Genomic DNA, 12625 nt, shown 5'->3' on the forward strand with positions numbered 1-12625 from the left:
CCCCGTGGAGTGGTGGGCATCGTCATGTGCGGTGCCGTGATGACACATACGGGCGGCCCGGAGGAAGAACCTCCGGGCCGCCCGCACTCAGTGGTGTCAGTTGTTGCCGACGCCATTGCCCGAGAGGACCGGGATGCCGTCCAGGACGTGCGACAGCGGCTCGTCGCCCTTGGCCTGGGTGGAGTTGTCGGCGCACTGCTGGTTCTGCGGGTTGGACAGGACGTTGACGTCCTGGACCGTGATCGGCACGAGGCCGATGAGCGAACCAACGTTGACCTTGGCAGGCAGCCCGATGCAGAGCTTGTTCAGCGTGCCCTGGACGAGCTGGTTCTGCGGGCTCCAGTCACCCTTGGTCACGCTGTTGCCGAAGGCCTGCGAGGCGCCATTGCCGTTGAGCGTCGTGGTGCCACCGTCGTTGCCGATCGCCATGGCCGTGGGGGCCGCGGCCGCGGACAGACCGATCAGGGACACAGCCACTGCCGCGCCGGCCATCATCTTCTTCATCAAGCTTCACCTTTCGGAGCGTCCCGTTGTGGAACGTACTGAACAACCGCCGCCGGAGAGATCGGTTGCGCAGTACCACTCAAATGGGTGTGATCCGGCGCAAGGTCGACGCCGCGCGGTCACGTACCGGCGACCTCGTCCGAGGTACGCGCCGCGGGGACGAACCCGCCGCCGTGGCACACCGGGGGCTCATGGGGCGCGGCCGCTGCGGGGTTCCGTCCCGCAGCCCGCCACTCGGCGACGAGCCGGTCGTAGATCGGTGTGCTGTCCTGCGCGGGCTGCTGCCCGCTCCGCGGTTGCCGTCTGTCGTACTGATCCATGAAGAGGCCCTACCCGGACCGGGAGGGAACGTCAGCCGGTGCTGCGGCATCCGGGCCAATCACCCGCCGGGCGCACGACGAAGGGCCAGCGCATCCGGACCACCGAAGAACGGTCGCCGTACGGATGGACTGGCCCCACGCGTGATCAGGCACTGCGGACAGGCGGATTCCCGGCCGTTCCCCGAGAACTCGGGGAACTCAGCTGCGGAGGTCCGGAGTTACGCGGCCTCAGTTGTTGCCGACACCGTTGCCCGAGAGGATCGGGATGTTGTCCAGGATGTGCGACAGAGCCTCGTCACCCTTGGCCTGGGTGGAGTTCTCGGTGCACTGCTGGTTCTGCGGCGAGGACAGGACGTTGAGGTCCTGGACCGTGATCGGCACGAGGCCGATGAGCGAGCCGAGGTTGGCCTTGGCCGGCAGGGCGATGCAGGGCTTGTTGAGCGAACCCTGGATGAGGGCGAACTGCGGGCTCCAGTCACCGTGGGTGGCGGAGTTGCCGTAAGCCTGCGAGGCACCGTTGCCGTTGATCGACGTGGTACCGCCGTCGTTGCCGATGGCCATGGCGGCGGGCGCCGCAGCAGCGGAGACACCGACGACCGAGGCAGCGACGGCTGCCGAGGCCAGAATCTTCTTGATCATGGAAAAGCCCTTCGTGGGATAATCTTTTGCCCGCCTATCCGGAGCGTCCTGATCAACTCAGTCCGGCGGGGATTGGTTGTGCCCATTCACTCGAACGATGCTTATCTCTTCCGTGAATCAGAAGAATTCACGAAAGAGGGCACCGGAGAGAATGTGAAGCGGTGGGGAACTGTCGCCGTACGACGGTCAGCCGCCGAGGGGCACCCCGCCGAGGAGCGGAGCAGCAGTCTCGGCCACGCCGGTGGCCCCGTTCGCCAGCTTGCCGACGGTGCCCTCCTTGTGTACCGCCTCGGCGGCTCCGCCAACCGTGTCGATCAGCGGGTCCACCGCCTGCGGGGCGCTGGCCATCACCTGGTTCAGGCCGCTGTCGAGGCTGAAGTTGGGGGCCGTGTCAGTAACGGCGAAGGCGGGAGCAGCCGTTCCGAGAGCGACCATGGAACCGGCAACGAGCGCGGCGGTCTTCGCGTACTTCACTTCGGGTTCCCTTCTGCGCGGCATCTGTTTCGGTCACGTTCCCGTGCCGCACACAAGGTCTCTTTACCTGTGACTTCTGCCGCTTTGCCGTGAATAACGATCCGGCCATGAACGGGAAACTGTGCGGCCGCAGATTTTTCCCGCCTCCATGAGTCCGGAACGAAGTCCGCACGAGAGGTGCGCGAGGAAAAGAGGAAGGCCCCGGATCGGTGTTCACCGATCCGGGGCCGACCGCGGCTGGGCCATCGGCTCAGCCGGTCACCATTCAGGCGTTGACGCAGGTGTTGCCGAAGCTCGGGTTCAGCAGACCGACGACGTTCACGGTGTTGCCGCAGACGTTGACCGGAATGTGGACCGGGATCTGCACAACGTTGCCGGACAGCACGCCCGGGGAGCCCACGGCGATGCCCGAGGCGCCCGCGTCGGCCATGGCCGGAGCGGCGAAGCCCAGCGCCATGAGGGTTCCGGCGGCGACGGCGGCAATCTTGGTGTACTTCACTTTCGTCCCTTTCTGCGAAGGAGTCCGGAGCGATACGACTTTCGTACCGCCCGAGCGTGATGCTGATGCTCGCGACTCCGACGCTGTAATTCGTAACGATTAACAGCCGAGATCGAAACTCTTCAATGAGCAGATTCTCGGAAACCGCCCGAATGACGCAGCTATCAGTCGATCCGCGCCACGGGAAGGTTCATATGACGAGCAGACATACAAATGACTGCGAGTACAGCAGCAGGCCCGGTCCGCTCGGTGGAGGAACGCCGGCGGTCCGGGCCTGGTCGGTGCGGCTGATCAGCCGTTGTGGGCACCGTTGCCGGAGAGGATCGGGATGCTGGACAGGATGTGCGACAGAGCCTCGTCACCCTTGGCCTGGGTGGAGTTCTCGGTGCACTGCTGGTTCTGCGGCGAGGACAGGACGTTGATGTCCTGAACCGAGATCGGCACCAGGCCGATGAGCGAACCGGCGTTGGCCTTCAGCGGCAGACCGATGCAGGGCTTGTTGAGCGAACCCTGGACGAGACCGAACTGCGGGCTCCAGTCACCGTGGGTCTCGGCGTTGCCGTAGGCCTGCGAGGCGCCGTTGCCGTTGATCGAGGTCGTGCCGCCGTCGTTGCCGATCGCCATGGCCTGCGTCGCGCCGAGACCGAGGATGGAGGCGGCGACAGCGCCCGTAGCCAGAACCTTCTTGATCACGATGAACCCTTCTCGTATCCGGTTGCCCCGTACCGGAGCCCCCTGACCAACTCGCGGCCCGGCGATTGGTTCTCTGCATTCACCCGAATGCCTGGCGCTCGGGGCGCATTGACCGGAGGCACGCCCGATGTCCGCCCCGTCCGGGTGATCCCTTGGCCGCGCGTGCGACGAATCCCCGCCCGGCCGGGCCCCCTATCGGCATCGGCACGGACAATCACCGTGAAGGCGATTCGTGAAGAAATTGCGACCCTTCGACGGAGCGCTCATGGCCGAACATGTGAGGAGTGGACTCCCCCGCCCGCCCTCGACGTGGACGGCTCCGAGGGAACCAACCCCCGAATACCTTTGATCTTTCTACCAATTCTCCCACCCTCCAGGGCAGGGACATGAACGTTTGTTCGTAATCCGTTCGGATGGTTACAAAATTTCCACTGACTTCCAAGTTTCCCCCACAACTTCCAGTCGTTATGGGTGACGTCCAGCGCGCACTCGGCTAACAGCTTTCGAAATGACTTCCGCCGGGGTGCACAGCCCCGGCGAAATAGGCGGCACCGCCCGACGATTCCGCGGGCGAATCGCCCATGCGAAGTGTCCTAAGGAAGGGCAATTAATGCGACAGGTCTTGAATAAAAGTATGATCGTCATGGCTGCGGCGTCGGGCATCCTGTCCGCGGCGGGCGGCTATGCGCACGCCGATGCCTCGGCCGAGGGTGCCGCTGTCGGCTCGCCGGGGGTCGGCTCGGGCAACGCCGTCCAGGTGCCGGTGCACATCCCGGTCAACGCGTGCGGCAACACGGTCAATGTGATCGCCCTGCTGAACCCCGCGTTCGGCAACGCCTGCAAGAACGTGGACTCCGGCGGCCACCACGGGAAGAGCGGAGCCGACGCCGAGGGTGTGGCGGCCCACTCCCCGGGCGTCCTGTCGGGGAACCTGATCCAGGCACCCGTGGATGTCCCGGTCAACGCCTGCGGCAACGGCGTCAACGTCGTCGGGCTGCTCAACCCCACCTTCGGCAACGAGTGCGCGAACGTGAGCGGCCCGGACCACCACCACCCTCCGACCGAAGAGCCGCCCACGGAGGAGCCGCCGGTGGATGAACCGCCGGTCGACGAGCCCCCGGTCGACAAGCCGCCCGTCGACAAGCCTCCGGTCAACGAGCCGCCGACGCACGAGCCGCCCGCCAACGAGCCCCCGGTCGACACGCCGCCGACCGACACCCCCCGGCCGAACCAGCCGGGCGCGCACCTCGCCGAGACCGGTTCCGCCGGCCTCGGTCTGGCCGCCGGTGCCAGCGCCGGGCTGTTGCTCGGCGGGGCGATCCTGATGCGCCGCACCCGCGGTTCGCGGGGCTGAGACCGGCCCGTCCGGTCAACGAAGGGTCCGGCCGGACAGCTGATGCTGTCCGGCCGGACCCTTCGCGTGCGAGCGGCGACACCGAGGTCCTCAAGCGCGGCACGGCCGACCGGATCGTCGCGCCGCAACTGGACTGATTCACGCACGCCGAAGAGACGGAAGCGATCGCCGCCCACCGGAGCATCGTGGACGCCGCGCGGGCGGGCGACATCCCCGAGTTCATCGGCTCACTGGGCGAGCACTACGCCCCGGTCAGGCGCCTGATCTCCGAAGCCCGCCCCCATAACAGCATCGAGATAACAGCATCGAGGTCTGAGACCAGGCCCTTCGCCGCAGGCGCCTGTGCGATGTCCGCGGCGGGCCCCGCGACCAGCGGTCGAATGGGACGATGTGCGGGTTCAGCATCTCCAGGGCGAGCCGGCGAAGGTGGTACCGACGTGGCGACAACAGCCTTACGGATCGGGGTGGTCGGCGGCAGCATCGCCGGTTGCGCGATGGCCGTCGCGGGGATCCGGGCCGGTGCGGACGTCACCGTGTACGAGCGCAGCGACGGCGAACTCCAGGACCGGGGCTTCGGGATCGTGATCCCGCCTCCCCTCCACGAGGAACTGGTCGCGGCCGGATATCTGGACGCGGCCATGCCGACCACCCCGGTGGCGTCCCGGGTCTGGGTCACCCGGCAGCCGGGGCGGTACTCCGGGCTGGAGTTCGCACGGCATGCCTCCGCGGTGACGCCGTGCAACTGGGGTCTGTTGTGGCGGTCGTTGCGCGCGAACACGGGCGGGGCCCGTTACCTGCGGGGGCGGCCGGTGACCGGGGTCGGGCACGCGCCGTCCGGGCGGGCGGTGATCCGCACCGGGGACGGGGACGAGTCGTACGACATCGTCGTGGGAGCCGACGGGCACGAATCGCCGACCCGTGAGCTGCTGGCACCCGGGCTGCGGCCGACACCCGCCGGGTATCTGGTGTGGCGCGGCACCATCGCGCTGAGCACCCTCGCCGGTCATCGGCGGGAGCTGGAGCTGCTGCGCGAGGCGTGGGTCACCCTCGGCTTCCGTGGCGGTCACGGGATCTTCTATCTGATCCCGGCCGGTTCCGGGGACGTCACACGGCGCGGCGAGTCCCGCGACCTGCTGCTGGCGTACGCCATTTACGGCCGCCCGCCCGCGCCGGGCGTCGACGTCGGAACGTACGTACGCGATATCGCCGATGAGCACTTCCCGGCGGCCTGGGCCGACATCGTCGCGCGTGGCGAGCATGTCGCCATGGCCTGCCACCCGGTCGCCGACATCCAGGTTCCCCGCGCCGCACGGTCCCCGTTCCTGCTGACCGGGGACGCGGCGGCGGTCACCCGCCCGCACACGGCCAGCGGCGCGGTCAAGGCGCTTCAGGACGCGCGCGCTCTGGAGCGGGCACTGCGGGACACCGCGTCACCGGCCGAGGCGCTGGAGCGGTACGCAGACGAACGCACCGCCGCGGGCGCCCGCTTGGTGGAGCTGGGGCGCAGGCTGGGGCGAGCCCAGGTGGAGGAGACTCCCGACTGGGCGGCGATGGACCAGGACGACGTGGACGCGTGGTGCCAGGCCACGTTGGCGGGGACGCGGCACTACTTGTACGGGGAGCCGCGGTAGCCCCGGCCGGTGCGGGGTCTCCGGGTCAGTGCGGGGTCTCCGGGTCGGCGCGGATCCGCTGGTGGTCCCCGGAGACGTATGCATAGGTGTCGATGAGTTCCCGGGGGGTCTTTCCAGTCCGAAGGTCCGCGGTCGCGCCCGGTTCAGGGCGAGGATCTCCGGGATGCCGTGCAGGGTCGGTGGCATGGGACCGGCCTCCGTATCGCTGCGGGTGGGCGGGGTCGGGCAGTCGCGGGGGCGGTGGCGGTGGACGGGGACGCGGCCTTCCGTTCGGCTGCCTGCTCGTCGTGGTCGGGGCGCTTGAGAAGCAGCAGCATGAAGCCGAACCACTCGATGGTCGAGCCGATGAAGGCTCCCACTCCTGCGCGGTTGGCGACTCTGGTGCGCTCTCGCGCGGTGGACGCGCTCATGGTGGCTCCCGTGAACATCGTCGATCAAGCGGACGAGGGCATTGCCGGGACGAGCGTCGCCCGAGACGCCCGATGCCGCACCGGCGGGGAGGGAGATTGCGGGAATGAGGTGCAATGTGACATGTCGTCGCGTGGCTGCGTGGCATGTGACATTGCAGGACGCGCGGCATCATGTGCCATCACACCCTGCCGTGTGACATGTCACCGGGGAGACCCGGCCCGGTGCGTCAGGGTGCGATGCGCTCGAAGACCGCGGCCAGGCCCTGGCCGCCGCCGATGCACATCGTCTCCAGCCCGTAGCGGGACTCGCGGCGGTGCAGTTCGCGGGTGAGCGTGGCGAGGATGCGGGCGCCGGTGGCGCCGACCGGGTGGCCCAGCGAGATCCCGGATCCGTTGACGTTGATCCGTTGCTCGTGGTCGATGTCACCCAGGCCCAATTCCCTTGTACAGGCGAGTACTTGTGCGGCGAACGCCTCGTTGAGCTCAATCAGGTCGAGGTCGGCCAGGGTGAGTCCGGCACGGGCGAGCGCCGCGCGGGTGGCCGGGACGGGGCCGATGCCCATCGTCGCGGCGGGGACTCCCGCCCGCGCGAACGAGACCAGCCGGACGAGCGGGGTGAGGCCGAGGCGTTCGGCGGTGGCCGCGCCGGTCACCAGGCAGGCGGCGGCCGCGTCGTTCTGACCGCTCGCGTTGCCCGCGGTGACGGTCGCCGCGGGGTCGGACTTGCCCATGACCGGTCGGAGCCCGGCGAGTTGCTCGGCGGTGGTGTCGGGACGCGGGTGCTCGTCCGCGGTGACCGACGTCTCGCCCTCGCGGGTCCGTACGGTGACGGGGACGGTCTCCGCCTCGTACCGCCCCTCGGCTGCGGCACGAGCGGCGCGCTGTTGCGAGCGCAGGGCCAGCGCGTCCTGGTCGGCGCGGCTGATCCCGTACTCCCGGCGCAGGTTCTCCGCGGTCTCGATCATGCCGCCGGGGACAGGGTGGTTGACGCCGCCCGCGGTGACCCTGCCCCGGGCCAGCGAGTCGTGGAGCTGGAGGCCGGGGCCCTTGATGCCCCAGCGCCCGTCGTGCGTGTAGTAGGGGGCGGCGCTCATCACGTCGACGCCGCCCGCGATCACGACCTCGCTGAAGCCGGCCCGGATCTGCATCGCCGCGTCGAGGACGGCCTGGAGGCCGGAGCCGCAGCGCCGGTCGATCTGGGCGCCGGTGACGGTCGCGGGAAGCCCCGCGTCCAGGGCGGCGACCCGGCCGATGGCCGGCGCCTCGGCGGACGGGTAGGCGTGCCCGAGGATCACCTCGTCGACCCGGTCCGGATCGATACCGGTACGGGCGACGACCTCGGCGATGACACGCGCGGCGAGCGAGGCCGGTGTCTGCTGCGCGAACGCCCCGCCGAAGCGGCCGATGGGGGTGCGCAGCGGTTCGCAGATGACGACATCGAGCGGGTCGGGCACGGCAGGGCCTTTCGCGAGGGGCGGCGGGGACGGTGCGGGTATGTGGGCGACCATCGCATCCGGCGACTGAGTCGGTCCAATATCGAATTCACCCTGGTTCGAGACGTGGCCCGTCTCAATGGGCCCTCGCCCCCGTTCAGTGCACCGGCGTCGGCAGGGCCTCCTCGGCGACGGAGAGCACTGCGTGCAGCGCGGCGGAGGGGTTGTCGGCACGCCAGGCCAGGGCCGCCTGACGGCGGATGGGCGGTCCGGCGAGGGGGCGGTAGACGAGCCCGTTCTGCTGGATGTGCCGGCAGGAGGTGACCGTGAGGGTGACACCGACTCCGGCGGCGACCAGCGCCAGGATCGTGTACGAGTCGGGGGCCTCCTGGACCACCCGCGGGTTGAACCCGGCGCCCTCGCACGCCTCGACCATCGCGTCGCGCACGGTGGAGCCGGTGTTGGCCGGGAACGAGACGAACGATTCCTCGGCCAGGACTCCGATCGGCACCGTCTCCAGCTGGGCGAGCGGGTGGTCGGAGGGCAGGGCGCACAGCAGCTCCTCCTCGTCGATCACCCGGTACGCCACTCCCGGCCGGGTCACCGGCAGCCGGACGAACCCGAGGTCGAGCGTGCCGTCGGCCACCCGCGACAGCGCGACGTTGGCGTACGTCTGGCCGGTCATGACGAGTTCGAGGCCGGGGTGGGCGGCACGCACGGCGCGGGTGAGCTGGGGCAGCGTCTCGTGGCTGGAGGCACCGGCGAAACCGATGGTGACCCGGCCGTACTCACCCCGGCCTGCCGATCGGGCGGCCCGTACCGCCGTGTCGAGGTCGTCCAGGACCGTCCGTACCGGTTCCAGGAACGACTCCCCCGCGCTGGTGAGCCGTACCGAGCGGGTGTTGCGCCGGAAGAGCTGGACACCGAGCTCCTTCTCCAGCTGCCGGATCCGCTGGCTGAGCGGGGGCTGGGCCATCTGGAGCCGCTTGGCGGCCCGGCCGAAGTGCAGCTCCTCGGCCACGGCGACGAACGCGTTCAGATGACGTAGCTCCATACCGGCGCCCCACCCCATCCATTCATAGCCCGGACGTCTTGATCCGACCCTAATTCGGTATTGGACAGCGTTCAATGGCCGCTGACACGGTGGGGCGACCCGCACGCATACGCCGAGGAGCACTGTGGACCGGACGGACGGGATCGACGGGACCGACAAGGTCATGTCGATGACGGCGGCCATCGCCGCCTTCATCCATGACGGGGGCACCATCAGTCTCGAAGGCTTCACCCATCTCATCCCGACCGCCGCCGGGCACGAGATCATCCGCCAGGGCCGCCGGGACCTCACCGTCGTCCGGATGACGGCGGACATCGTGGTGGACCAGATGCTCGCGGCGGGCTGTGTCTCGCGGCTGGTCTCCTCCTTCGTGGGCAACTCCTCCGCCGGTTCGCTGGGCGAGCTGCGCAGGCGGATCGAGAACGCCGACCCGGAACCGCTGGTGTTCGAGGAGTACAGCCACTACGGGATGATCTGCCGGTATCTCGCCGGATCGCAGCGGCTCCCGTTCTATCCGCTGCGTTCCTACGGCGGGAGCGACCTGCCGTCGGTCAACCCCGGTCTGCGCAAGGTCACCTCGCCCTATCCCGGCCCGGACGGCGAACCGGAACGGATCTATGTCGTCCCGCCGGTCAACCCGGACGTGACGATCATCCACGCCCAGCGCGCCGACCGCCGGGGCAACACCCAGATGTGGGGGCTGACCGGCATCCAGGCCGAGGCGGTGTACGCCGCGGACAAGGCGATCGTCGTCGTGGAGGAGCTCGTCGACGACGAGGTGATCCGCTCGGACCCGAACCGCACCCTGGTACCGGCCCACGCGGTCGACGCGGTCGTGGTCTGCCCGCGCGGCGCCCACCCCTCCTTCGCGCAGGGGTACTACGACCGGGACAACGCCTTCTACCGGGCCTGGTCGCAGATCAGCAAGGACCCGGCCCGGCTCCAGGTGTGGCTGGACGAGTGGGTGCGCGGTACGGCCGACCACGCCGCGTACGTGGACAAGCTCGGCGAGGAGTTCTGGGCGGGGCTCGCGGTCGGCGAGGCGCTGAGCGAGCCGGTGAACTACGGACGGCGGTTGTGAGCGCGGCACACGAGAAGGAGCCGATCATGAGCACGAGCACCACGAGCACCACGAGCACCACAGGCACGGAAGGCACCACGGGCACCACAGGCACAGCTGGCAGCACCTGCACCACGACACCCACGAACGGCACGCGCCCCGTCACCTCCTCCGAACTGCTCGCCGTCGTCGCCTCCCGCGAACTGGTCGCACGGCGCACCGTGTTCGCCGGGATCGGTCTGCCGACGCTCGCGACCGAGCTGGCGCATCTGACCGTCGCGCCGGAGATCGAGGTCGTGTACGAGTCCGGGGTCTGCGGCGCGCACCCCTCCCATCTGCCGGAGACCATCGCCGACGCGGTCCTGATCACGGGGGCCGAGGCGGTCCTGTCGATGCCCGCCCTGTTCGGCTGCGTCCTCCAGGGCGGCCATATCGACGTCGGGTTCCTGGGCGCCGCCCAGATCGACCGGTGGGGCAATCTCAACACCTCCGTGATCGGGGACTGGGACAGCCCCTCGGTGCGGCTGCCCGGCTCCGGCGGCGGCGTCGAGGTGATGGCCAGCTCCCGCGAGGTCTTCGTGGTGATGCGCCGCCACAGCCCGCGCTCCTTCACCGACACCCTCGACTTCTGCACCACTCCGGGGCCCGACCGGGCGCTCGCCGAGGGCATCCGGCCGCTCGGCATCGGCGTCACCCGGGTCATCACCGAACTGGGCATCCTGGCCCGTGCGGGCATCGGCGACGAGCTGCGGCTGGTCGCCGTCCACCCGGACGTCACCGTCGAACAGGTCCGGGCAGCGACCGGCTGGGACCTCAAGGTGGCCGATACGGTCACGACGGTGCCGTCCCCCACGGCCGCGGAGCTCCGGCTCCTGCGCGACGATGTCGACCCCGACCGTGTCTACCTCCGCTGAAAGGGCCTCAACTGCCATGCGTATCAGGATTGTCGGCGCCGGAGCCATGGGACGCGGCATCGCCCAGTGGGCGGCGAGTGCCGGACACACCGTCGAACTGAGCGATGTCCGGGCGCAGGCGGTGACGGACGCCCTGGGCTTCGTCACGTCGATGCTGGAGCGGGCCGTGGCCAAGGGCCGGATGTCCGCGGAGGACCGTGCCGCCGCCGTGGCGCGCCTCGTCCCGCTGGATGACCCCTGGGCGGCCGGGGAGGACGTCGAGCTGGTCATCGAGGCGGTACGGGAGGATCTGCCGACCAAGGCCGAGGTGTTCGGCAAGCTGGAGCGCGCGCTGCCCGCATCCGCGGTCTTCGCGACCAACACCTCGTCGCTGTCGGTCACCCGGATCGCCGCGACGCTCCAGGACCCCTCGCGCCTCGCCGGGCTGCACTTCTTCAATCCGGTCCCGCTGATGAGGATCGTGGAGGTGGTGCCTGGTGCCGCCACCCGCCCGGAGATCCCGCCCGCGCTCACCGCGCTGGTCGAGAGCTGCGGGCACCGGGCGGTCACCGTGGCGGACACCCCGGGCTTCCTGGTCAACCACGCCGGGCGCGGCCTGGTGACCGAGGCGCTCGCGCTGCTGGAGGAGTCGGTCTGCGACCCGGCCGGTATCGACCGGATCGCCCGTGACGTACTGGGCCTGCGGATGGGCCCGTTCGAGCTGATGGACCTCACCGGCCTCGATGTGACGGCCGCGGTGATCGACTCGATCTGGCAGGGCTTCCGCTACGAGGACCGGCTGCGCCCCTCGTACCTCACGCCGAACCGGGTGGCCGCCGGGCTGCACGGCCGCAAGACGGGACAGGGCTGGTTCGCGTACGGGCCCGGGGCGCCCGCCCCGGCCCCCGAGGCGCCGGTCACGGGTGACGCCGGCCGGCCGGTGCACATCGTCGGCGCGTGCGAGTGGGCCACGGCGCTGCGGGCGGCGCTGACGGCTGCGGGCGCGGTCGTCGAGGCGGGCCCGGAAACGTCGGCGGGCGCCGTGGTGCTGGTGCCGGTCTGGGGGACGACGGTCGCGGGGGCGGTGGCCGCGCACGCGCTGCCCGCCGCCCGTACCTTCGGCGTGGACCCGCTGCCTCCGGTGGGCCGCCGCCGGGTGCTCGCGGTGACCGCCGCGTCCGATCCGGCCGCCGCGCGGGACGCCCGCGCGGTGCTGGCACGGGCCGCCGACGGCGCGGAGCCGTACGCCGTCTCGGTCGTGCGGGACACCGCAGGATCCGTCGCCCAGCGGCTGCTGGCCTCGGTCGTGTCCGTCGCCGCGTCGATCGCGGAGCGCGGGCTCGCCTCCCCGGCCGATATCGATCTGGCCGTGACGACGGGGCTCGGCTATCCCGTAGGGCCGTTGGCCTGGGGCGAGCGGACCGGCGCCGGGCGGATGCTGGAGCTGTCCCGGTCGCTGTACGCCACGACCGGCGACCCACGCCATCGGCCGACCCGGTGGGTCACGGAACGCGCCCGGCTGGGGCTGGCGTTGACGGACCCGGGCACCTCGCCCGACGCCTGCCTCGACTGACCGGAGCGGGACCGCCCCCTCTCCGGGGCGGCCCGCGGTCCGGTGAGCGTCGGGCCGCCCCGGAGAAGGGGCGGTCCCCCGGTAGGGC

The 12625-nt window shown here is 70.2% G+C and carries 13 protein-coding genes; 5 read left to right on the forward strand and 8 right to left on the reverse strand.

From position 1 onward, the window contains the following. Positions 1-96: 96 nt before the first annotated feature. From OG413_RS35125 to OG413_RS35150, 6 genes are all read right to left on the reverse strand, one after another. Positions 97-504 carry a rodlin gene (locus OG413_RS35125; protein WP_073719182.1) on the reverse strand — a complete coding sequence of 136 codons (408 nt, stop codon included), beginning with the start codon at positions 502-504 and terminating at the stop codon, positions 97-99. A gap of 119 nt (positions 505-623) precedes the next feature. Beyond that, complete coding sequence (locus tag OG413_RS35130) at positions 624-824, reverse strand: hypothetical protein (protein ID WP_266812621.1); 201 nt, start codon at positions 822-824, stop codon at positions 624-626. 228 nt (positions 825-1052) lie between these two features. Beyond that, positions 1053-1463 carry a rodlin gene (locus OG413_RS35135; protein ID WP_266812622.1) on the reverse strand — a complete coding sequence of 137 codons (411 nt, stop codon included), beginning with the start codon at positions 1461-1463 and terminating at the stop codon, positions 1053-1055. A gap of 186 nt (positions 1464-1649) precedes the next feature. Further along, a complete protein-coding gene (locus OG413_RS35140; protein WP_073719179.1) occupies positions 1650-1937 on the reverse strand; it encodes a hypothetical protein in 288 nt (95 codons plus the stop codon). A 265-nt stretch (positions 1938-2202) separates the two neighbouring features. Then, positions 2203-2436, reverse strand: coding sequence for a chaplin (locus tag OG413_RS35145; protein ID WP_323137967.1), 234 nt, complete (start codon positions 2434-2436; stop codon positions 2203-2205). Between the two features lie 291 nt (positions 2437-2727). Beyond that, positions 2728-3129 carry a rodlin gene (locus OG413_RS35150; RefSeq protein ID WP_266812624.1) on the reverse strand — a complete coding sequence of 134 codons (402 nt, stop codon included), beginning with the start codon at positions 3127-3129 and terminating at the stop codon, positions 2728-2730. 634 nt (positions 3130-3763) lie between these two features. On the opposite strand from OG413_RS35150, the gene OG413_RS46990 reads away from it, so the two are divergent. Beyond that, positions 3764-4483, forward strand: a complete 720-nt coding sequence (locus OG413_RS46990; RefSeq protein WP_323137968.1) for a chaplin — start codon at positions 3764-3766, stop codon at positions 4481-4483. Between the two features lie 437 nt (positions 4484-4920). Beyond that, positions 4921-6114: an FAD-dependent monooxygenase gene (locus OG413_RS35165; RefSeq protein ID WP_266812626.1), complete on the forward strand. Its 1194-nt coding sequence runs from the start codon at positions 4921-4923 to the stop codon at positions 6112-6114. A 637-nt stretch (positions 6115-6751) separates the two neighbouring features. Here OG413_RS35165 and OG413_RS35170 read toward each other — a convergent pair. Both OG413_RS35170 and OG413_RS35175 read right to left on the reverse strand, forming a co-directional pair. Next, complete coding sequence (locus tag OG413_RS35170; RefSeq protein ID WP_266812628.1) at positions 6752-7978, reverse strand: acetyl-CoA C-acetyltransferase; 1227 nt, start codon at positions 7976-7978, stop codon at positions 6752-6754. Between the two features lie 136 nt (positions 7979-8114). Then, on the reverse strand, positions 8115-9011 hold the full coding sequence (locus OG413_RS35175) for a LysR family transcriptional regulator (protein WP_266812630.1): 897 nt from the start codon (positions 9009-9011) through the stop codon (positions 8115-8117). Positions 9012-9174: 163 nt separating this feature from the next. Between OG413_RS35175 and OG413_RS35180 the strand changes: the two genes are divergently transcribed. From OG413_RS35180 to OG413_RS35190, 3 genes are read left to right on the forward strand one after another with little or no spacing between them, the layout of a single operon-like run. Continuing rightward, positions 9175-10092, forward strand: a complete 918-nt coding sequence (locus tag OG413_RS35180) for a CoA transferase subunit A (RefSeq protein WP_266813287.1) — start codon at positions 9175-9177, stop codon at positions 10090-10092. A gap of 26 nt (positions 10093-10118) precedes the next feature. Beyond that, complete coding sequence (locus tag OG413_RS35185; RefSeq protein WP_266812632.1) at positions 10119-10985, forward strand: CoA-transferase subunit beta; 867 nt, start codon at positions 10119-10121, stop codon at positions 10983-10985. 16 nt (positions 10986-11001) lie between these two features. Further along, positions 11002-12537, forward strand: a complete 1536-nt coding sequence (locus tag OG413_RS35190; protein ID WP_266812634.1) for a 3-hydroxyacyl-CoA dehydrogenase — start codon at positions 11002-11004, stop codon at positions 12535-12537. The last annotated feature ends 88 nt before the right edge of the window (positions 12538-12625 follow it).

Source organism: Streptomyces sp. NBC_01433 (genome assembly GCF_026340105.1).
Classification (GTDB): domain Bacteria; phylum Actinomycetota; class Actinomycetes; order Streptomycetales; family Streptomycetaceae; genus Streptomyces.